Origin of the sequence: Providencia sp. PROV119 (assembly GCF_028482435.1) — a bacterium.
Classification (GTDB): Bacteria; Pseudomonadota; Gammaproteobacteria; order Enterobacterales; family Enterobacteriaceae; genus Providencia; species Providencia stuartii.
On record NZ_JAMPQL010000003.1, the window covers coordinates 38042 to 58110 of the forward strand.

Annotated in this window: 22 protein-coding genes and 1 tRNA gene; 10 read left to right on the plus strand and 13 right to left on the minus strand. The window is 39.4% G+C overall.

Annotated features, from left to right (window positions below; genetic code table 11):
• Nucleotides 1-31: 31 nt before the first annotated feature.
• Complete coding sequence (locus tag PSF11_RS04815) at nucleotides 32-1297, minus strand: mechanosensitive ion channel family protein (protein ID WP_014656205.1); 1266 nt, start codon at nucleotides 1295-1297, stop codon at nucleotides 32-34.
• A gap of 665 nt (nucleotides 1298-1962) precedes the next feature.
• Nucleotides 1963-2538, minus strand: coding sequence for a DUF308 domain-containing protein (locus PSF11_RS04820; protein ID WP_004920937.1), 576 nt, complete (start codon nucleotides 2536-2538; stop codon nucleotides 1963-1965).
• A 321-nt stretch (nucleotides 2539-2859) separates the two neighbouring features.
• On the opposite strand from PSF11_RS04820, the gene PSF11_RS04825 reads away from it, so the two are divergent.
• Nucleotides 2860-3708, plus strand: coding sequence for a D-amino-acid transaminase (locus tag PSF11_RS04825; protein WP_072502371.1), 849 nt, complete (start codon nucleotides 2860-2862; stop codon nucleotides 3706-3708).
• A 9-nt stretch (nucleotides 3709-3717) separates the two neighbouring features.
• Here the strand turns inward: PSF11_RS04825 and PSF11_RS04830 are convergent, their stop codons facing one another.
• From PSF11_RS04830 to PSF11_RS04840, 3 genes are all read right to left on the minus strand, one after another.
• Complete coding sequence (locus PSF11_RS04830; RefSeq protein WP_004920932.1) at nucleotides 3718-4308, minus strand: cysteine hydrolase family protein; 591 nt, start codon at nucleotides 4306-4308, stop codon at nucleotides 3718-3720.
• Nucleotides 4309-4406: 98 nt separating this feature from the next.
• Nucleotides 4407-5768, minus strand: coding sequence for a sensor histidine kinase (locus tag PSF11_RS04835; RefSeq protein ID WP_004920930.1), 1362 nt, complete (start codon nucleotides 5766-5768; stop codon nucleotides 4407-4409).
• The gene (locus PSF11_RS04840; RefSeq protein ID WP_014656200.1) at nucleotides 5758-6435 is read right to left on the minus strand and encodes a response regulator; all 678 of its coding nucleotides are present in this window, start codon (nucleotides 6433-6435) and stop codon (nucleotides 5758-5760) included. Before PSF11_RS04840 ends, PSF11_RS04835 begins: the two co-directional genes overlap by 11 nt.
• A 175-nt stretch (nucleotides 6436-6610) precedes the next feature.
• Between PSF11_RS04840 and PSF11_RS04845 the strand changes: the two genes are divergently transcribed.
• From PSF11_RS04845 to PSF11_RS04855, 3 genes are read left to right on the plus strand one after another with little or no spacing between them, the layout of a single operon-like run.
• The gene (locus PSF11_RS04845; protein ID WP_072502370.1) at nucleotides 6611-6853 is read left to right on the plus strand and encodes a hypothetical protein; all 243 of its coding nucleotides are present in this window, start codon (nucleotides 6611-6613) and stop codon (nucleotides 6851-6853) included.
• A gap of 22 nt (nucleotides 6854-6875) precedes the next feature.
• On the plus strand, nucleotides 6876-7337 hold the full coding sequence (locus tag PSF11_RS04850; protein WP_272682743.1) for a MipA/OmpV family protein: 462 nt from the start codon (nucleotides 6876-6878) through the stop codon (nucleotides 7335-7337).
• Complete coding sequence (locus PSF11_RS04855) at nucleotides 7334-7672, plus strand: MipA/OmpV family protein (protein ID WP_272682744.1); 339 nt, start codon at nucleotides 7334-7336, stop codon at nucleotides 7670-7672. Before PSF11_RS04850 ends, PSF11_RS04855 begins: the two co-directional genes overlap by 4 nt.
• A 74-nt stretch (nucleotides 7673-7746) precedes the next feature.
• Here the strand turns inward: PSF11_RS04855 and PSF11_RS04860 are convergent, their stop codons facing one another.
• Nucleotides 7747-8007 carry a DinI-like family protein gene (locus tag PSF11_RS04860; RefSeq protein WP_004920922.1) on the minus strand — a complete coding sequence of 87 codons (261 nt, stop codon included), beginning with the start codon at nucleotides 8005-8007 and terminating at the stop codon, nucleotides 7747-7749.
• Nucleotides 8008-8248: 241 nt separating this feature from the next.
• Here PSF11_RS04860 and PSF11_RS04865 point away from each other — a divergent pair, with 241 nt between their 5' ends.
• A complete protein-coding gene (locus PSF11_RS04865; RefSeq protein ID WP_164457019.1) occupies nucleotides 8249-8797 on the plus strand; it encodes a GNAT family N-acetyltransferase in 549 nt (182 codons plus the stop codon).
• A gap of 43 nt (nucleotides 8798-8840) precedes the next feature.
• Here the strand turns inward: PSF11_RS04865 and PSF11_RS04870 are convergent, their stop codons facing one another.
• Together PSF11_RS04870 and PSF11_RS04875 are read right to left on the minus strand one after the other, a co-directional pair.
• Complete coding sequence (locus PSF11_RS04870; protein WP_072502369.1) at nucleotides 8841-9251, minus strand: GNAT family N-acetyltransferase; 411 nt, start codon at nucleotides 9249-9251, stop codon at nucleotides 8841-8843.
• Between the two features lie 92 nt (nucleotides 9252-9343).
• Nucleotides 9344-10021, minus strand: a complete 678-nt coding sequence (locus PSF11_RS04875) for a DUF1345 domain-containing protein (RefSeq protein ID WP_014656196.1) — start codon at nucleotides 10019-10021, stop codon at nucleotides 9344-9346.
• A gap of 300 nt (nucleotides 10022-10321) precedes the next feature.
• Between PSF11_RS04875 and PSF11_RS04880 the strand changes: the two genes are divergently transcribed.
• The 4 genes from PSF11_RS04880 to PSF11_RS04895 all read left to right on the plus strand — a co-directional run bounded on the left by PSF11_RS04880 (nucleotide 10322) and on the right by PSF11_RS04895 (nucleotide 14000).
• The gene (locus tag PSF11_RS04880) at nucleotides 10322-11593 is read left to right on the plus strand and encodes an MASE1 domain-containing protein (RefSeq protein ID WP_060561097.1); all 1272 of its coding nucleotides are present in this window, start codon (nucleotides 10322-10324) and stop codon (nucleotides 11591-11593) included.
• A gap of 27 nt (nucleotides 11594-11620) precedes the next feature.
• Entirely contained in the window at nucleotides 11621-12931 is a 1311-nt protein-coding gene (locus PSF11_RS04885) for an HdeD family acid-resistance protein (RefSeq protein WP_060561096.1), read from the plus strand.
• 78 nt (nucleotides 12932-13009) lie between these two features.
• A complete protein-coding gene (locus PSF11_RS04890; RefSeq protein WP_376738364.1) occupies nucleotides 13010-13342 on the plus strand; it encodes a DMT family transporter in 333 nt (110 codons plus the stop codon).
• Nucleotides 13343-13541: 199 nt separating this feature from the next.
• Nucleotides 13542-14000, plus strand: a complete 459-nt coding sequence (locus tag PSF11_RS04895; protein WP_004920908.1) for an Hsp20 family protein — start codon at nucleotides 13542-13544, stop codon at nucleotides 13998-14000.
• 304 nt (nucleotides 14001-14304) lie between these two features.
• Here the strand turns inward: PSF11_RS04895 and PSF11_RS04900 are convergent.
• From PSF11_RS04900 to PSF11_RS04910, 3 genes are all read right to left on the minus strand, one after another.
• Nucleotides 14305-14381: transfer RNA gene (locus PSF11_RS04900), tRNA-Pro, on the minus strand.
• 73 nt (nucleotides 14382-14454) lie between these two features.
• Nucleotides 14455-16173, minus strand: a complete 1719-nt coding sequence (yejM, locus tag PSF11_RS04905) for an LPS biosynthesis-modulating metalloenzyme YejM (RefSeq protein WP_004920906.1) — start codon at nucleotides 16171-16173, stop codon at nucleotides 14455-14457.
• A 22-nt stretch (nucleotides 16174-16195) separates the two neighbouring features.
• On the minus strand, nucleotides 16196-16423 hold the full coding sequence (locus PSF11_RS04910) for a YejL family protein (protein ID WP_014656193.1): 228 nt from the start codon (nucleotides 16421-16423) through the stop codon (nucleotides 16196-16198).
• Nucleotides 16424-16665: 242 nt separating this feature from the next.
• On the opposite strand from PSF11_RS04910, the gene yejK reads away from it, so the two are divergent.
• Nucleotides 16666-17667, plus strand: a complete 1002-nt coding sequence (yejK, locus tag PSF11_RS04915; protein ID WP_004920902.1) for a nucleoid-associated protein YejK — start codon at nucleotides 16666-16668, stop codon at nucleotides 17665-17667.
• An 88-nt stretch (nucleotides 17668-17755) separates the two neighbouring features.
• On the opposite strand, the gene rplY is transcribed toward yejK, so the two are convergent.
• Together rplY and PSF11_RS04925 are read right to left on the minus strand one after the other, a co-directional pair.
• A complete protein-coding gene (gene rplY / locus PSF11_RS04920; RefSeq protein ID WP_004920900.1) occupies nucleotides 17756-18037 on the minus strand; it encodes a 50S ribosomal protein L25 in 282 nt (93 codons plus the stop codon).
• 162 nt (nucleotides 18038-18199) lie between these two features.
• Complete coding sequence (locus tag PSF11_RS04925) at nucleotides 18200-19960, minus strand: DEAD/DEAH box helicase (RefSeq protein WP_004920898.1); 1761 nt, start codon at nucleotides 19958-19960, stop codon at nucleotides 18200-18202.
• Nucleotides 19961-20069: the final 109 nt, after the last annotated feature.

Sequence of the window (20069 nt, forward strand, 5' to 3'; positions counted from 1 at the left end):
AAGTTGTAATACCATAAATTAACTTAATTAATCACTGTTGGGTATTAGATCCAGTGACTGTTTGACCGATAGCTCGCATATCTGTGCCTGTTGGTGACTGGTGAACGCGCAGTTCAAACTGTGGCAGAATGGAGAAAATATGGTCAAAGATATCAGATTGGATCCCTTCATACTCAACCCAAACAGTGGTATTGGTAAAGGCATAAATTTCAATAGGTAACCCATTTGAGTCAGATTCAAGCTGCCTTACCATAATTGTCATATTTTTATGGATTTTAGGATGTGCCTTCAAATAAGCTTCAACATAGGCACGGAAAGTACCAATATTGGTTAGCCTACGCTGGTTAAGTGGTGTCACTCTATCTTCGGGAATAGACGAGTTAAAGACTTTAATTTCAGAAATTTTATCACCAATGTAGGGCTCTAAAAGATTCGCCTTAACTAAAGAGTCAATCTGCTCTTGGTCAAGAAAATGGATACTCGTGGTATCTAGGCGAATACTACGTTTAATACGACGCCCCCCTGATTCAGTCATCCCTTTCCAGTTTTTGAATGAGTCTGAAATCAAGGCATAAGTTGGAATAGTTGTAACAGTGTTATCCCAGTTACGCACTTTAACGGTTGTTAAACCAATGTCGGTGACAGCACCATCGGCGCCATATTTAGGCATTTCAAGCCAATCGCCAATGTTAACCATATTGTTTGCAGAGAGTTGGATCCCTGCGACTAACCCCATGATTGGGTCTTTAAAGACCAACATCATGACCGCCGTCATTGCACCTAATCCACTGAGTAGGATCAGAGGGGATTTTCCGATTAGCAGTGCAATGATCATAATTGCAATGAGTACGGATGCGATAAGTTTTACGCTTTGGAAGATCCCACGTAACGGCAGGTGAGCTGTTTTTGCGGCGCGCTGTAATACGCTAAGCAAAATATCGAGAATAGAGAAAAACGTAAGTAACCCAAACAGTAAGCACCAAGCCTGTGAAGCAACACTTAATATCTGTTGTGCGGTAGAGCCTGAATGAAGCCATAGAACGGCTTGGATGTTGACGACAACACCTTGGATAACAAACGCAATGCGATTAAATAGATTAAACTGGGTTAATTGACGTTGCCAGCCACTGCCTTTTTTCTGACCACTTTTCTCTATCCGAGGAAGGATAATTTTGTGCAGAATAAAATGCAAAATTAAGGCGACAACAAGAATTAAGCCTAATACGATTAACAGTGAAGCAATTTCGGCATAATCTTGGTTGAACTGGCGTACCCAGTCTAGCAGTTGCTGCTGCATGTGTTCTCCTTCTTTATTGGCATCCATTGTGCTGAAAGATGCTTTAGTTCAATTTTCCACTTTATAGACAACTTATAGATAGTAACATAAATTCAACCAAAACTCACCCATAATAGCGAAACAATCTAAGATAGCCAAAAATATAAGCCGAAAATATGTGTTTAAAGCGAAATGTGAGCCTTAAATAAACCTATAGAGGCTTAATTAGCAGGTAATAAAAACGGCTGACTGTATTGACAAGGTATGGCTCGTCAATAGGGGGCATATCTCATTTAGTTATTTATGGTGACTAAGTAGAGGAATCGGTGATATGGGGGCAACTGTGATTAACGCTATTGTTGGATAAAAAAACAGCCTTAATGAGTTAAGGCTGTATTGCAAAAAAATATGCACAGAACGCTAAAGATGAGGTAATAAAATATGCGCTGTCTTACATAAAACGTTTAGCAAGTAATTCAATAACTTCTTGAACATCACTAATAAATTCTTTAAGGGTATGCATGGGAACTCCAAATATTAAAGTGTGATCTAGATCACTTGATGGCATTTTAACTATTGGAAAAGGAAAGTCAAGCTTGGATTAAATATTATTTTAATTTTTAAAAAATATTTGATGGCGAGTTTGTTAGGTAGGTAACAGGGGGGAACTCGCCATCAATCATGGGCTATTTATTGGTGCTTTTTAAGGCCCCAGCCAGTAGGAACAGGGTGAAAGAGCTAAAGAGCAATTCAATACCAATAAACAGGGTTAATAGGGTGATGGAAGTTTGAGCATTTCCGCTTAGTAGCATATAGGCGATGATAAAATCTAAAATACCAATCAAAATATTCATCATTCCGGCTGCTGAACTAAACAACTTAGTACCTGCGTAGATCCGAATGACCCCGCCGAAAATAAATAAAATAGCGACAAAAATGGCGAGAAATAACAAGCTTTGTAGTGGGTCTGAGAGGAACGCATAACCTAAAATAAGGTAGGCGATACCGACGATTAAACTGAATAAAATAGACATATTCGCGTAGAGTCGGTTGAAGAAAATATTCAAAATAACGGCTACGCCACTGACTAATAACACCACGCCAATGAAAGAACTGAATACGATCCCAGATACAAGCGGATTAGTAATACAGACAATCCCCCCAATGAGCAATAATAAGGCAACGAGATAAATAATCGTTCTGTGACCTTTTAATTGTGACTCTGCAAGGTTTTTAAGTTGATCTGGATTGATATTAAGCATGATAAGGCTCTCCCTTATGTCAAATAAAGAGTAGTTGACGGGGTTGATTTGTATTAATTTTAAAAATATAGGGCATTAGCATTTAGTTCAATAGCTATTTCACAAAAATAACAAAAATGACTATTGTTAATACTAGAGAATCAATCTAAAAGTGATGAATTTTGATCTCACATTAATATTCATCAATAAAAAACACTCAATTAATGAACGTCTAAAATAGATTTTATTGCAACAATGACGTTTTTATTGTGTGGCATGGCTGTCGATCTCTATTTCATCACATAACTTGGTGTGTGCAATTTGAAAAGGAAAAGTAACGCTATGATGACTTATATCAATGGGCGGTTTATCCCAGAGGAGCAGGCCTCGATATCAATTTTTGACCGTGGGTTTTTATTTGCCGATGCTGTATATGAGGTAACAGCTGTCATTAACGGGAAGTTAATTGATTTTAAAAACCATATAGCAAGGTTAAAACGGTCATGTCATGAATTGGAATTAGCACTACCTTATACAGAGGATGTATTATTTGATATTCATCGGCAACTTATTGAAAAAAATAACCTCACTGAAGGCCTCATCTATTTACAATTAACACGTGGAAATGCGGGGCAACGTAATTTCTTATTTCCTGATAAAACGATCCCCCCAACATTGGTTCTTTTTGCTCAGCAGGCATCTATTATTGAGAACCCTCGTGTAAAAACAGGGATTAGAGTTGTGACATTTGAGGATATTCGTTGGCAGCGTTGTGATATTAAAACAGTTGCATTACTTGCAGCATGTTTAGCAAAAGAATATGCCCGCTCTCAGGGAGTTGAAGATGCCCTTTTTGTCAAAGATGGTTTTATAACAGAGGGTAGTTCCAGCAATTTTTTTATTATCACCGCTGAAAATAAAATTAAAACACGTAGCTTAAGCCATGAAATATTGCCCGGCATTACAAGGCAAGCCATTTTAACCCTTGCGCAAGAACAAAACTTAGCGGTTGAAGAAAGTTCATTTACCATTGAAGAGGCAATAACTGCTAAGGAAGCGTTTATTACTTCATCAACAACACTTGTTTGGCCGGTGATTGAAATTGATGGGCAGAAAATTGCTGGGGGCAAGCCAGGGCAGTTAGCACTCCGGCTTCGCGATATTTATATCCAGAAAATGTTAGCAATATAAAAACAATAATCAGTAGGATGGTTTGACGTTTCCTTGCAAAAATTCTGAGAGTGAAGAAACGGTGGCCATTCCTTGTAATGCTTGCATACTTTGTTGATGCAACTCTAAGCTTGCTGCTGCACAAAGTTCATCAATGACGGTAACTTGATAACCAAGATCATGGGCTTGGCGAGCGCTGCTTTGAATTGCGAGTAGTGAACTCACTCCGCCAAAAATAACCTGTTTAATATGATTTTCTTGTAACCAATGTGCAAGTTGATTTCCAGTAAATGCACTAACGCCTTTTTTAATCATAATGAGGTCTCGGAGCTGTACATCAAGATCTTTAACCCAATGACAACCAGAACTACTTAATTTTAATGCGTTAAGCTGTTTTGCACGGTGAAACATCGGAGAGCCTGCTGGGATATCTTGATAATCATCAGCAAACCCAACCTTGACCCAAATAACAGGGATGTTGTGGCTACGTGCAAAAGCAGCCGCTTGATTAGCGTTCTCAACAACATGACGTTCTTGCGCTTGTAGGTAACTGGTATTTGATAATCCATTCTTACCTATAATATCTTCAATGAGGTCGATAATAATTAATGCTTGAGACATGAGCCTTCCCTTTAACAAAATAAGTAAAAAGACTTATAGAATTAAATTATAGCCCAAAAAACGGTCTAAGCTCTATGATCTTAATGGCAAAATTATCATTAAGGTAAATCAATAATAAATCCAACACCTTTCTTATCTAACCCATCTGTCACTCGGATAGTCGCATCAATTTTTGTCGCAAGATTATGGACAATGGAAAGCCCAAGGCCACTTCCTGTTTCCATTGTTCCGGGTACACGATAAAAACGTGAAAAGATAAGTTGGCGACTTTCTTCAGGGATCCCTCGACCATTATCTTGCACGGTTATAGTGGCACCGAACGGACTTAAATCTCTAATGGTGATCTTAATTTTGCCTTTTTTGTCACTATATTTAATCGCGTTTTCCAGCAAGTTGGTAAAAATAGTGGTCAATGCAAGTTTATCGGTGGTAATAAAAACATTATCAGGACTTTGTAATTCAATATCGATATCTTGGCTGATCGCATGGGGAACATGTGATGAAGTGATATGGGAAATTAAAGTAGGTATATTAATTTGCTCTTTATTGACAGAAAAGTCTTCAGCTTCTAAGCGTGCTAAATCAATAAGTTGGTGAGACAATGAAGCGGCCCGATTTAAAGCGGCTTGCATATCTTTGACAATCTCTTCCCTCTCTTTGACATTGTCTATTTGCATCAATAAATGCAATTGTGCAATCACAGCAGCGATAGGGGTTCGGAGTTCATGGGCGGCATCTGCCATAAAACGTTTTTCGCGCTGGTTGGCGGCATCGACCCGCAACATGAGATTATTGATAGCAGTAATAATAGGGCGGATTTCTTTATATTGCTCTTTGACTTCAATTGGCGTCAAATTCCCCGGCTTACGGCTGGAGATTATAGTTGCAGCTTGTCTGAGTGGTCGCAAACTGAAATAAGCGGTGACAATAATAGCGATTAGCATGATACCTAATATAAATAATAAAGGTATTGCGGTGCCTTCTGCAGGGCTGCCAATTATTGATTTACGGTCAAAATAGGATTCACCAAGGATCACCTCAATGGTGTGCGCGTCATTCCATGACACAGTAAAGTGCCAATTTGGTTGCTGTGCTTGTAATTCATTGAACGTAATATTGTCAGTTATATTAATTTTATCGCTATTACGGTATAGCACTTCACCATGTTGATTACGGATCACAACAAAAGGCTTATAGGAGACTTCCAAGCCATTTTCCATCGCATCGGTATACATTTTTTGTAATGAGGTGGCGATACGATCAAAATATTCAGGATTATTGGTAACGGCGCCTAAAGTATCAGCAAAGCCTTTGGTAACAATTTGTTGTTGCCGGTTAAAATCATCATCAATGCTAGGTAAATAAAAAAATTGTAGCCAGCCAACGAGCAGCCCCCACAGTAAAACCACTGAGCTTATCTGTAAGAAAAAGGTGTAAATAAAAAAGGATTTAACTTTCACTTGGCTGAGCTTCTTTTTTAAGTAAATAACCAATGCCGCGGATAGTGATAATGCGATCTTTACCTATCTTGCGTCGTAAGTTGTGAATATGTACCTCAAGCGAATTACTTTCTATTTTATCATCGAAACCAAATAGGCGCTGTTCAAGATCGGCCTTGCGAACTACATTATCGGCATTTTTCACTAATTCATATAAAAGTTGATACTCTTTGCCTGATAGTAGCAAAAGCTGATCATTTAAGAGCACTTGGTGATTGATTGGATTTAATTGCAGATTATCCAATTGCCAAATTTCCGATGAAAAACCTGCCATACGGCGGCTGACCGCTTTTACACGAGAAATTAACTCTGGCATGGCAAATGGCTTGGTTAAAAAGTCATCGGCACCAGAATCTAGACTGGTTACTAAATTATCCATCTGATTACGTGCGGTCAAAATAATAATCGGTATTGATTGGCCTGAGCGGCGCCATGCGATTAATTCCTCATTACCATCACCATCAGGCAATCCTAAGTCTAGGAGCATGAGATCAAAATTACGGGAATTGAGTTGTTGTTTAGCATCCGAAAGTAACCGTACCCAAAGTGGATTAAAACCTGCAAGTTCTAAGCCACGGCAGAGTGCTTTGCCTAATTGGAGATCATCTTCGACTAATAGAATATTCATTTTATCACCTCTCTGGTGAGCAGTATAAGCAGGCAACATTTTTCCGACAATATAATCAAGGTCAATTCAACGTGAGATTTAATAAAGCCTTAAGGTTTGTTTAACCCATTTTTAAGGTATGAATGAGTAATAAGATTATTATTTTAACGTCTTTGCAGTTATAGGAATAACTAAAATGAAATTACAACTTATTGAGAGCACAGCTTTCGTTACGGTTATTTTTATCTCAATGATTTTAATAGGGAAAAATTTTAATTTGCCGAAGGAAAGCTTATTTCCAGCGGTTTCAATAAACGAAATTCATGCTTGTACAAAAATAAAAAGTTGCATTGCAAATGAGAAAATCACTAAAGAAGTAAAGAATGGTACTAATCCGATGAAGGAAATCAAAACGTTTATTAGGCAGAAAATTTATTAATAAATAAGATAGGAAACTTCTAATGAAACAATTGTGTTCAGCGGTAACCTTGGTTGCGGCATTATTACCCTATAGTGCTGTCATGGCAGGGGAAACTATGCTGATATTAGGAGCTGGTGGCTCAGTAATGCCCGCTTATGAGGGATCCAATAAATACCTATTTTCACCGACAGTTGATATTAACTATGGCTATATATCCGATGATTATGGTGTATTTAGTATTGGATTAGAAGGGGCGGAATGGGCAATTGGTTTAACAGATAACTTCACGTTTTCTAGCCGAATTGGCTATGATGCCGGACGAGATGAAAAAATAGGGATTTTGGGCAATAAAAATGAAGATCTCAAAGGGATGGGCGATTTAGATGGTTCAATGACCGTAGGAGCCACAGTCAACTACTCAATCAATAACTACTTTATGTTTCAGCAGACATGGCAACCAAAGATCGCCACTATGGGGGGCGAAATATTGGTAGAACAGTGAACGTTGAAATCGGTGGTATTGGTAATTACCAAATAAATAGCAAGTGGGATATTGAATATACGTTAGCGACGGTCTGGGGAAATAAAGCTTATAATCAAGCTTATTTTGGCGTATCAAAACAGCAGGCAAGTCGCTCACGCTTTAATGAATATGACGCGGGAAGTGGCTTTAAAGATATTCACGGTGGTGCCATATTAAATTATAACCTAAATGAAGACACCGCGCTTTATACTGGCGTTGGTGCTTATTACCTAGTTGGAGATGCTGCGAAAAGCACGCTTACTGAGCAGCGTTTAGGATGGGTTGGTTTAGCTGGAATAAAATACACTTTTTAAAACGTATTATTTTAGATAGTGGCAAAGGAATGCTGAGCTAATTTAGCCAGACATTCCTTTAATTGACCACATGCCTAATCCATTGAATTTTGTTCAGGGATCCAGCCATCGTCCAGCCAAATTTCCTCTAATATCTCTTCAATACGAGCCTTATCTTGCGCAAGTTTGGTGCCTGAAATATTAATTCGCTGGCTAGAGCTAAAAGCAACCCGCGTTATCATGTCTGGATATTGTGGGCTAAGTTTACGAGTAATTTCAGTTTCAAGTGCTTGCAAGATAATATCACTAGGTTTTTGTGGTGCATTTTTATCAAATAAAATCTCAATGCGTAACATAATCGCCTCTACCTAACACTGTATTCATATACAGTATTTTTAGATTGAGAGAGGGATAAAGTCAATATCAGAATGATAATATTTTTTAAAAGACCAAAGGATTGTTATCCTGAAGAGGTAATTATCTATTTTTACCTATGAAAAACAAATGATTATATTAGCTTCTTACCCCAAGAGAAAGTGAAAATCAGTTGCCGAGTAATAGATAATAGGTATGCTAACAGGGTTTGTTTGTAAAATAATGGATTTTAGTTTAATGCTGACCGTCACGAGATTAACAGAGAAAGATTCGATAGAAATAGAAAAGGTCAATGGCCTCTACGATTTGTCATTCCCAGCTTATGAAAAAAGAAGTTATCAAGGACGACAAAGTATACTTAAACATAAAGATTATTATTTGTACTCTTTTTCTGATGAAGGTGTTTTTATTGGTTTTGTAGGAAGTTGGAAAATTGGTGATTATTTTTATATTGAACACCTTGCTATATCGCCTAATTTACGGGGAAAGGGATACGGTCAAAAAGTGCTAAGCGGCTTCTGTGAACAAGTGAGTCGGGTTATTCTGGAAATCGACCCTGTTATCGATGAAATTAGTGAGAAAAGGCTGCGTTTTTACCACCATTGCGGCTTTAAGCAAAATGAATATCAACATGCCCATCCAAGCTATCATCCTGAATATGCACCACATCAATTGGAAATTTTAAGTTATCCAACGAAGATAAATCCGCAAACCTATCAGCAATTTAATGAAAAATTGACAAATGTAGTGATGCACGCTTCTTTGTTATAAGGTTTTAAATTAAACATTATGTTTGCTCAGTGGTAGAAGGTGTTCATCGGCAAAAATAGATCAATTCAGGATCGCCTTCGTCAAGGTTCTCTATTATTCCACTCGGAATAAACTGAGCATTCGCGAGTAATCTTTGCATGGAAACATTTGATTGATTGGTTGAGGTGAATAGTTTTGGAGTCACACAAGTTAATTTAAGCTGTTCTATTAACTGTGAGCCTATGCCTTGTCGCCGAAATTCGCTATCAACCATCAACATTTCAATAAATCCACATCCAAAAAAGCGGTAATGTAAAACGCCATAGGCAATAATTTGGCTCTGGTGTTCGATGAGATAGCAATTCTTCTCATTAACCCATTGCTGAATATTTTGGGCTCGTTCAGCAGTCGCTACGCTATCAATGTGTTTCAGTGCTTCGATATCTTGTGGTGTGGCGAGTCGAAAATAATCCAATCATTGTTCCTTTTTAATAATTATCATGCCGCTGTCTTTGTGCTATTAGCGTGTAACTGATTCAGACGGCGTGAAAATAAGCCTCATTAACGTTAGAAAAAACTTGCCGAGATATTGATACATAACCCTAAGATTGCCATGTTAAAAATAAAAGAAATAACGGACTGTAGCAATACCGCACGACGCATAGGAGTTGAGGCAACTTCAACATCCGCTGTTTGTGACGCGACGGCAATAGTAAAAGAGAAATACATAAAATCGGAATAACTCGGCTCAAGCAATTTATCAGGAAACCGCAACCATGGCTGTTGTTTATCTGAATTACTGTAATACAAATGTGCATAGTGCATGGTAAAGCCGGTAGGAAGCAGTAACCACGAAGAAATCAGTGTTGAAGCCGTTAGTGCATAAGAAACAAATTTATCATCTTGCGAAAAATCGCCATGGCCCCCTAACGCAAAAAATAACACCAATAAACTGACACAACAGCCCGCGACGAGAAAAAATATAACCATACGCGCACTTTCATCCTCAACTCTGGTTATTTTGCGTATATCTTTGACTTTATGATTAATAATTCGAGCAAAGAGAAAAAGTAAATAGATCCAAGCAAAGGCGTTCCAACTTAGGATCAAACACATCATAGTGCCTTGATATGGCAACAGAGCGAAAAAGGTAGTCAATGCAACAAGCAAAGAGATAATAAAGCGAGGCCGTGAACGAAATGCATGACGGAGAATATGTGTAATATGAGCAGGGTAACGTAACATCGACTAAACCTTCAACAGGCTAGAAAAATAATATTCACTATATCAAATAGTTGTATATTTGTTCTAAGTAAATTGCACTATGATGGAAACCTTTGCACGATAGGTGCGTTGTCGCGGCGCAGTTTTTGCGATATTTCGTTATTAAGTGAGGTATGATTAAGATACTATCGAACATAATAAATCAGTGTAATTACTATACCTGAGGCTCTAATTTTGCTATTTTTTGCCAGCGAAAAGGGGATTTGTTCTTTTTTTATTGAGAAACACCAGAGATAACTTTTACTGAGCCTGAGATAATATATGAAAACATCTCTGTTATCACAGAAAATGCCATTCGTTGCCATAATAGGCTGGCTGTTGCTTTATTATGTGACAGGTGAGATTTCAGAAATTCTCACGCCACCTAACGCTGAAATTTCCGTTGTCTGGTTTCCTGCCGGAGTAGCAACGACGGCATTTCTATGTATGCATAAACGCCAATGGCCAATATTGTTATTTGGCTTCATTGTGTTAAATCTTTTTTTAGATGGCTTTGATAGTGAAGCTATTCTAATTTCAGTTCTTTACTCTATTTTAGGGGTACTTTCCTGCATTGTTATTGCTTGGATTGTACGCAAATATGCCCATCAAGATGATGATTTGCATATTATCTTACTATGGCTATTTACCATCATCATTGTCAGTTTGTTAGATGCGGTATTGTTTTCGGTCAGCATGTATTGGTTGGATCATACTTCGATTAAAAATATCTTTTGGGATGGATTTATTGCTGATATTACGGGGAATATATTTGCTACAACAGTGATTATGGGGTTAATAAATACCCGATTTAAAACGATAACTAATTTGCGGATGCATTTAATTTGGGGCGTCGTCGTTCTTGGCTTACTGATTATGAGTACTATCTTGATATTTAATGATAGTGCAATACAACTGTATAACGCCTATTTCCACCATCAACGTAATCTTATTCGGCTATCTTTGCTGTGTATCCCTGTTTTATTTGCCGTTATTTTATCCTTGCTCTGGGGGAACCGTGGGGGGTCATTAGCATTATTAGTGCTTGCCACTATCACTATCTATTATACCAGTAATCGACAAGGGCCTTTTTATCTTCACGGCTTGTTTCGTCATGAGTCTCTTTGGCTTATTCAAGGTTATTTGACAGTAATATCGCTATTAATGGTATTTTTGCGCGTTGTGACGCGTAGCACTCAACGGATCGATGAAAATCAAGGCATCTATACTCGACAGCATCTTGTTTATCAACTGAATTTAAGCGATGGAACGATTGAATGGGGAAACTCAAATAACGGTATTCCTGATACAGATATTACTGCATGTTCCAATATTAAGCAGCTTATCGAGGCCATTCATCCTGAGGATCAGGAAAAACTTAATCAGCATTGGTATTCACAGCAGCATCATGCTGTTCTTCCCACAATACTATTTCGTTTTGCGGATAGCGATGGCCACTGGTGGACGATAGAAGATCGTGGCAGTGTATTTTTTGGTAGCAGCGATCCCATGATGGTTGTTGGTAATTGGTTTATTTCAAGTGAAGTTTCTTGAAATTGAGGTCATAACAAGGGATAGGTGATGCTACAAATTGCATTATTACTCTTTGGTGCGGAGTTCATCAGAGGAAAAGCTCATTACCTTTGGGGTATAGGGAGCCTTTGGTGTTTGATGGGTATTTTTATTTTTATTGATGGCCTTGATGGGAATGCTTTCTTCCCGATACATCTCTTTGGTTTGTTATTATTACTAGAAAGTTTGGTGACATTAAGTGTCGCTTCGAGTGGGGTTGGTACCCAAAAAGCAATACTCTTTTTTAAAGGTTGTCTATTTCTGTTTTGCGCACTGGTTATATTAATCAATCAAAAATTTAGTAATGTACTGCTATCAGCAATGTTTGGCTTTGCTTACTTTTTTACTGGTTTATTTGTTGTCGTGTCTGCATGGGTTGTTCGTTTCCCCGGATGGCAATTGGTCATGATATGGGGAGGAATTGAAATATTTTTTGCATTCTTTCTGTTTACGCATCATCAAGCCACTATCTCCTTTTTTCTCGGATTTTTAATGATAGGAAGTGGTTTAGGTTGTTTGCGAATTGCATTGCGCGCACGTTATATTCGGCGGGGAACAGCAATATTTGAGCTTATGCGTCCGAGGCCTATGTCATTTAAAAAGACAGGCGCTACCGCAACGAATACGACGGCTTCAACGGCAGATACTTTGAAGCAAAAAATAGATCCTAACTCAGTTTTAACGGTCCATATATGGACACCGGAAGGCTCTGCTAATCAGCGTCCTGTGCCACGCCCAATTATTAATCGCTATATTGCCGCAGTTGATGCCGATGGCGTTATTTCAACAGGGCATGCCGCATTAGAACTTTATCCCTATATCTATATTAGTTTATATCCAGCGGAAGATATTGACCGTTCTCCTTCAGAGTTTTTTAGAATATTGAAGGCAACGGCTGCTAATAATGTGCCGGGGCGTTTCTTACCTGATTATCAAACAGAAGCTTCAGAATGGTGTGATTCAGATAGGAGGATCACTTTCGAGGTTTATAACCCAGCATCATTGATAACTTTTTGGGAAAAATATCGGCAGCACCCAGTTTATAATCTGACATATCAAAATTGCTCTAGCAGCGTTGCGTATGCGTTAGAGGCTGCATTGGATGGGGTTTTATCTATCCAGAAAAGAAGCAGTTTTTTGGGAGTATTAAGTGTACTTTGTATGCCTGAATTATGGATAGCCGCTCAGATACGGCGTCGCGCACGGATGATGGCTTGGACTCCAGGATTGATGATGGATTATGCACGAGCATTACGCGCTATCGTCCATCCAGCGCCTATACCGTGGTACAAGCGCATACCATGGCGGCGCACGTCATAGCATTATGATGAATCAATAATCTATTTTGTTTAACAAGGGAGCGATGAGCTTCCAAAATGAGTCAAAGAGGTCTTTATGCTGAAAGTATACGCAATCTTAATGGTGTCTATATTAGCTGAAACAGCAGCGACAACCATGATGAAAGCGTCTGATGGATTTACCCGCTTGGTGCCGAGTATTATTGTTATCGTAGGTTATGCCGTCTCTTTTTATGGCTTATCGCAGGTCGTAAAAAGTATGAATATTGGCATCGCATATGCGATATGGGCAGGAGTTGGGATATTCCTTGTTTCGGTATTATCGTTCTTTGTTTACAAACAGAAACTCGATCTTCCAGCATTAATTGGACTAGGGTTCATTGCATTGGGCATTATTATTATCCAACTGTTTTCAAAATCGGTTATTCATTAAGCCAGTCTGGTCAAGAGCAGTATGCGGAGGTACTGTATCTTCACGTTAAGAGACTACGATTAAACGACTGATAATAATAACAAATAAATTTTTCTATAAAATTTGAGCTGCCAGGGTTGAAAAGTGATGAGTCGTCCCTATGTATATTTATGGGTGATAGGTACATCCACTTAATCTCATTAATACTGAAGGAGGAATTATGGCTAACATTAAACCTTTTTCATTATTTCCAACAATTTCTGATAGCTTACTATCTAATCGGTTTGATCAGATAGACCGTTTATTCAGCCAACTCACCGGAAGCAGGCCTATTGCATCACCGGTTCAGACCTATGATCTGAAACAGATTGATGATAGCCATTATGAGCTTACGGTTAGTGTTCCTGGATACCAAGAAAGCGATTTAACTGTTTCATTAAAAGGTGGTCGATTATTGGTAGAAGGGAAACGAGAAGAAAAATCTCAGGAAGATAACGAAAAGTGGCTTCACCGTGGAATATCCTACGGTCAGTTTACGTTGCAGTTTGACCTAGGTAAAAATGTAAGGATAGAAAAAGCGGATCTATCAAGAGGGCTTTTAACGGTGGCCATTGAGTATGAATTGCCGGAAGAAGAGAAACCGCAACTGATAGCAATAGAAAATAAAGATAAAAATTAAGTAATTGATATAGAGTTAGGTTATTAGGCTACACATAAGGTGTAGCCTCAATCTGCAACCCTACCAGCTGGTAGGGTTTTTTGCATTTTATTGTTGCAACTATTTACTCATATTCACTCATTGATAATTAAAAAGTATTGATGATGAAAAGAATATTTTTAGTTGCGTCTCTATTTCTATTGGCGGGAAAAGATACAGCCAGACTTTGAAGACTTTAAAAGCAAACTTTTACCCCTGTTTTACCCCGCTTAAAATTTAGATACAAAAAAACCAACCATAACAGGTTGGTTTTCTTAGGGAATTCTGGTCGGCATGAGAGGATTTGAACCTCCGACCCCCGACACCCCATGACGGTGCGCTACCAAGCTGCGCTACATGCCGAACTGCGATTAATACTACTCATTTTCCCCATGAAAGCAAGACATTGATTGCACGACTGATTGATTTTTAAACGTTAATTTTCATTAAAACGCTTAAGCTCTGTGAAAATCTTCAATAACTGTGCAAGATCAGGTTTTTGGTCTTTAACTTCTCGACCTTGCAGGTCATAGATACTAAATTGACCGTTATGATCCATATATAGGGTCGCACTATTGGTCGTGATCACTACATCATTGTCATCGCCGGTAATAACCCACGGGTATTTACGTTCTGGGCTAAATAAATCTTCCCCTTGGCTATAATCCTCAGGCGAGTTAGACACATGCAGTAACCGTTGCATAATCGTCGTCAATACGTCTTGGTGGCTTGTCAGCTTATCAATTTGTTGACTCGGTGTATTAGGCCAATAGATAAGCAGTGGAACCTGCATTTTTTCCCGCTCAAAACGTTTATTACTAAACCAGTTTGTCGTGTCAGATTGTTCAGCATTATTATAATTCGCTGTAATAATAACAATCGTATTTTTCAAGCGACCATCACGTATCAGTGACTCTATTACTTGATTGATTTGTTGATCCGTCTGGTTACTTCCCGGTTTACCTTTAATATTTAAGAAGGAGAACCAAGGCGATTCATTTTTTAAACCTTTTAACCAGGAATCCCACTGAGAAATTGTTTGTGCATCACTATCAGCCGCTTTTGCAGGTAATGAATAATCGGCCAAGATAGCTTGACGGAAAAGCGGGGAATTAAAGCCATCGGTAGAGAATAGGCCGAATTGATACCCTTGTTTCTGCAATGCTTGGATAAGCACAGAGGCATACCGCTCATTAAGAATATTATCAAAATAGCTGGATGAGATACCATAAAATAGGCCAAAGAGAGCAGTATCGTTACGTAAACCCGTCGTATAGTGGTTGGTGAATTCGGTACTCATCTCTTTAAATGATTTCAGCGATGACATGCTATTTTGCTGTGTTTTATTGCCTAAATCATCAACAACAACTAACAGCAAGTTATAACCCATACCTTGGTCATAGTAGCTGAGCGGTTTTAATGGATACTGGATTTTTAGTGCAGTAGGGCTACCTTGTTGGAAAACACGATTTTGATGTTCTGATAAGTCCAGCAGACCGTATTTATCAAGCAGTTTCCTTGCCGTCATAGGTTGTGACAGCGGGTAATTATAGCGCTGCATGGTAATGGGGCGATAGAAATTAGCATCAGACCATGCATACATTAGGTGCGACATAATAAAGGTCGCAATAAATATCCCCGCAAGTGGCTTACCAAAAGTTTGCCTGTTTAAACTGCGTAACTTTTGCCAACTCCACGTTGCAAATAGCATTTGAACGAGAAAGATGATTGGGATGGTGATAAACATGAGTTGCCACTCGCGAGCCATTTCACCTTTGTCAGGGTTGATGACAAGATCCCAAACTTGTGGCGTTAGGTGTAGGCCAAATTGGCTAAATACCCGAATATCAAAGAGTAATAATGTGGTGCCAACGGTGGCAAGGGCAACACAAATCAGCCTCAGCAGCCGCTGAGACATCACAATAAAGGTCAGAGGAAAGACAATGAGCAAGTAGCAAGCAAAAACGACAAAGCTAAAATGGCCAATCCAACTGACGAAGGCAAAAATACGCCCAGCTAGCGTATCAGGCCAATCGAAAATAAACAGATAGCTACTGCTTAGCCCGAGGCTAAGCAGTATATTGAAAAGTGCAAACCAGTGCCCCCAACTTATCATTTGGGAGACTTTGTCACGGTAGCGCTGCTGGGTCACCATACTGTTTATTTCATTAGTCTATTTAGTGAGATTGATCTTCTTTAACAGAAGACAACAAAGCGTTGGCGAAAGAGTCTGCAATCATTTTACGTTGAGTTGGCGCAACAGACGTATTAAGCAGATTGGTCACCATATTGCCTAACACCATAAGTGAAAGATCTACAGGAGTATGGTTTTTTTCTAACACGCTGACAAGTTCAGCAAGCAAAGTTTCAACTTTTTCATCACTATAGCGAGATGACTGTGGCATAAATTTCGACATCCTAAATTAGTTAAAGCTCACCTATGATAGCGTATAGCGGGATGTTTTTCTTCATTCTTCGCAAGAAATTTATATTCAAGTGAGAATAATGCTTATTAAGATAATTTGAATGAGTATTAGTTCAATTTTGCTAAGTAAAAATAGGTAGAGATGACGGTTTCAGTTGCAGATAAATAGCATCGGTGTTTGAATACGCGCGACAATATTTCTGCTTGAACAAGGAGCCTACAATGAGTCTGGAAATTACCCAGATAGCTTTACATCAGTTGATCAAACGCGATGAACAAACACTCGAAGTGATGTTACGTGATTCTCTGTTGTCAACCGATAACGTTGTGCAAGACATGATGGCAGAATTACACCGAGTATACAGTGCGAAGAGCAAAGCGTTTGGCGAGTTCAACGAAGAGAGTGAGCTGGCGGACGCATTGAAATTATTGCGCAAAGGTGAAGAGGAGTTTCTCGGTTTTAGCCGTGCAATGACCGTGCGCTTAAAAGATGAATTGGCAAAATATCCCTTTGCTGAAGGGGGCGTGGTGCTCTTTTGTCAATATCGCTACCTCGCGGTTGAATATTTATTAATCGCGGTATTAAGCAGCTGTGACAGTATGTTCGTGACAGATAACCTCGATTTATCGACGACACATTATCTGGATATCCCTCATGCAGATATTGTAGCGCGTATTGATTTAACTGAGTGGGAAACGAACCCAGAGTCAACCCGTTACTTGACCTTTTTAAAAGGGAGAGTAGGGCGCAAAGTCTCTGACTTTTTTATGGACTTTTTAGCGGCGTCAGAAGGTTTAAATGCAAAAGCTCAAAATAAAGGCTTAGTACAAGCGCTAGATGATTTTTGTGATAATGCTCAGATGGATAAAAATACGCGTCAAGCGTATCGTCAGCAAGTCCATAATTATTGTACTGAGCAGTTGCAATCAGGGGAAGAAATTGAATTACAAGCGCTATCGAATGAGCTGCCGGTAGTTGAGGAACAAAGCTTCAGTGATTTTGCTCGCCAAAATGATTATCAATTAGAAGATAGCTTTCCCGCAGATAGAGGTACGTTAAAGCAACTGACCAAGTTTTCTGGTAGTGGTGGTGGAATAACGATCAGTTTTGATGCATTACTGATGGGAGAGCGTATTTTTTGGGATCCAGTCACAGATACATTAACGATTCGAGGCACTCCGCCAAATTTGCGGGATCAACTGCAACGTCGTAGTGGCAAATAAGGTAACCGCTAAAAATAAATAACGCCGCAATTGCGGCGTTATTTACTCGGCGTCCCGATAAATTCTAAAGCTCGGCTTGTGGCTTTAATTAAACGCGCAGGAAGTCAATGTGCGTCACTTTTGGCTTGAATGGGTGACGTTGAATTGCCTGAACTTTGACTTTAGTTTCTTTACCATCGATAACCAGGCTCAGAACTTCATAAAATTCTGCTTTGCCTTCTTGGTTAATCACTTCATCATGGTTAAGAGTAACAGAGATAGCTTCTTGGTTGCCACCGTAAACGATAGCTGGAAGCTGGTTTGCTCTGCGCAGGCGGCGGCTCGCACCCTTACCCTGCTCTTTACGTGCAATTGCATTAATAGTTAACATTACTATTTCTCTATACAAGAAAAAAATAAAATCCTGCTACAGGCGACCCAGCAGCAGGTTCGAGATTTGGCTTGTTGATGTGTAATTCGCTGACGCGAAACATCCAAGCGGGCGGCATTTTAACGGAAAACCGTCTTTACAGCAATCATAATCTAATCAATATCAGGAGTAGAGTTGGTCGGCAACTCGAAAACGCCCTTGATAATCAAATATTTTTTGGCGGATCTCCCAATAACTTTCCTTCTTACGAGCCACTATAAATTGAGGATAACGTAATAAAGCCTGCTGAGAGATAATGTCATTAGCCGAAGACCAATGAAAAGGAACGCCTGGCGCACGGAAATGTTCCCGCAAGAAATGGTATTCAAAAGCACGGCGTTGCGCCTGCGTATGCAAACGAAAGCGCTCCGAAACGGAGGTGCCATCTTCATCATAGTACGTGATTTTTAGCCATTCACCTTTGTTATCAGCACCATTGGTTAGTGCCATGCCGCCGCAACGTAAGATCAACGCATCTTTTAATTTCAAAGCCGCTTTTAGCATATCGTCAGGATCAGATAATACCCCATCGCATTTTTGGCAGCGGCGAGCGGCAATATCGTTTTCTGCACCACAATGAGGACATTGTTTAAAACGAAAACGGTACTCACATTGCTGCTTTTGACCTAATTCATTCTCTTCCCAGCCTTGGCAGCGGCGACCATAATGCTCGATAATTTGCCCATCTTCGGTGCATTTTCCCCAAAAAGTATTAGCAAACTGACAAAGAGGGCAGAATACCTGAACGGGAACACTGTTGGTGTTAGGCTTAGTTGAACCTACCTCAGGGCGAAAGAGGTCGTGAGGATTCCCTGCATAGTCTAAGATCAGGCACTCGGTTTTTCCCGGTGAAAGGCGCAAGCCTCGGCCTACAATTTGCTGGTATAAGCTGACAGATTCTGTTGGGCGTAGAATGGCAATAACATCGACATGCGGGGCATCAAACCCTGTTGTCAGAACAGAAACGTTGACTAAAAAATGCAGCTTTTTCTGCTTAAACTGTTGAATAATAGCCTCTCGCTCTATCGCGGGCGTCTCGGCGGTAACTAAGGCGGCGGTCTGTTCAGGTAAATAGCCGAAAATTTCTTTTGCGTGTTCAACGGTAGCGGCAAAGATCATACAACCTTGCCGCGGTAAGGCGTATTCAACAATTTGAGCGACAATTTTAGGTGTAATACGTTTTTGTTTCTTAATAGAAAGGTTTAATTCTTGTTCATTAAAAATGCCGGCGGAACTGAGAGAAACTTGGCTAAAGTCATACTGTAATACTGGCATATCAAGGCGTTCGGGGGTGACTAAGAAATGATTTTTAATCATGTAATGCAAAGGTAACTCATAAATACATTCATGAAAAAAGCAGTTCTCATCGCCTCTTATCATGCCGTGATAATGATATTGATAGATCCATCCTGAACCGAGTCGATAGGGAGTGGCGGTTAAACCTAGGATCTTCAATGCAGGGTTGTACTGACTAAGGTTATTGATAATTTGTTGATATTGGCTTTTCTCATTCGCGCTAATACGATGACATTCATCAATGATAATTAAGGAGAAATTATCATTAAAACTGTCTAAGTTTCGCGCAACGGATTGTACGCTGCCAAAGACGACTTTGCTTTGGGATTGTTTGCGATTTAAGCCAGCAGCGAAAATATCAGCCTCAAGGCCATAAGCGATATATTTTGCATGGTTTTGTTCTACTAATTCTTTGACGTGAGCAAGAACCAATACTCTTCCTCGAGCTAAGCGAGCAAGTTCGGCAATGACCAAGCTTTTTCCTGCTCCCGTTGGTAGCACAATCACGGCAGGTTGCGTGTGTTGGCGAAAATAACGAACGGTCGCATCGACAGCTTCTTGTTGATAGGGACGAAGGACAAAAGGCATATTATTCAGTATTAATTAAAAATAGTGAGTCGCTTAATGTAAAATTTAGGTTAACACAATGGGTTGAGCTAAAAACACGCGTTAATTTTGAGACGCTATCACTTGTAGT

Coding starts and splice junctions, on each gene's coding strand:
- PSF11_RS04815 (WP_014656205.1), bottom strand. CDS start 1,297: ATGCAGCAGCAACTGCTAGACTGGGTACGCCAGTTCAACCAAGATTAT.
- PSF11_RS04820 (WP_004920937.1), bottom strand. CDS start 2,538: ATGCTTAATATCAATCCAGATCAACTTAAAAACCTTGCAGAGTCACAA.
- PSF11_RS04825 (WP_072502371.1), top strand. CDS start 2,860: ATGATGACTTATATCAATGGGCGGTTTATCCCAGAGGAGCAGGCCTCG.
- PSF11_RS04830 (WP_004920932.1), bottom strand. CDS start 4,308: ATGTCTCAAGCATTAATTATTATCGACCTCATTGAAGATATTATAGGT.
- PSF11_RS04840 (WP_014656200.1), bottom strand. CDS start 6,435: ATGAATATTCTATTAGTCGAAGATGATCTCCAATTAGGCAAAGCACTC.
- PSF11_RS04845 (WP_072502370.1), top strand. CDS start 6,611: ATGAAATTACAACTTATTGAGAGCACAGCTTTCGTTACGGTTATTTTT.
- PSF11_RS04850 (WP_272682743.1), top strand. CDS start 6,876: ATGAAACAATTGTGTTCAGCGGTAACCTTGGTTGCGGCATTATTACCC.
- PSF11_RS04860 (WP_004920922.1), bottom strand. CDS start 8,007: ATGTTACGCATTGAGATTTTATTTGATAAAAATGCACCACAAAAACCT.
- PSF11_RS04865 (WP_164457019.1), top strand. CDS start 8,249: ATGGATTTTAGTTTAATGCTGACCGTCACGAGATTAACAGAGAAAGAT.
- PSF11_RS04875 (WP_014656196.1), bottom strand. CDS start 10,021: ATGTTACGTTACCCTGCTCATATTACACATATTCTCCGTCATGCATTT.
- PSF11_RS04880 (WP_060561097.1), top strand. CDS start 10,322: ATGAAAACATCTCTGTTATCACAGAAAATGCCATTCGTTGCCATAATA.
- PSF11_RS04885 (WP_060561096.1), top strand. CDS start 11,621: ATGCTACAAATTGCATTATTACTCTTTGGTGCGGAGTTCATCAGAGGA.
- PSF11_RS04895 (WP_004920908.1), top strand. CDS start 13,542: ATGGCTAACATTAAACCTTTTTCATTATTTCCAACAATTTCTGATAGC.
- yejM (WP_004920906.1), bottom strand. CDS start 16,173: ATGGTGACCCAGCAGCGCTACCGTGACAAAGTCTCCCAAATGATAAGT.
- PSF11_RS04910 (WP_014656193.1), bottom strand. CDS start 16,423: ATGCCACAGTCATCTCGCTATAGTGATGAAAAAGTTGAAACTTTGCTT.
- yejK (WP_004920902.1), top strand. CDS start 16,666: ATGAGTCTGGAAATTACCCAGATAGCTTTACATCAGTTGATCAAACGC.
- rplY (WP_004920900.1), bottom strand. CDS start 18,037: ATGTTAACTATTAATGCAATTGCACGTAAAGAGCAGGGTAAGGGTGCG.
- PSF11_RS04925 (WP_004920898.1), bottom strand. CDS start 19,960: ATGCCTTTTGTCCTTCGTCCCTATCAACAAGAAGCTGTCGATGCGACC.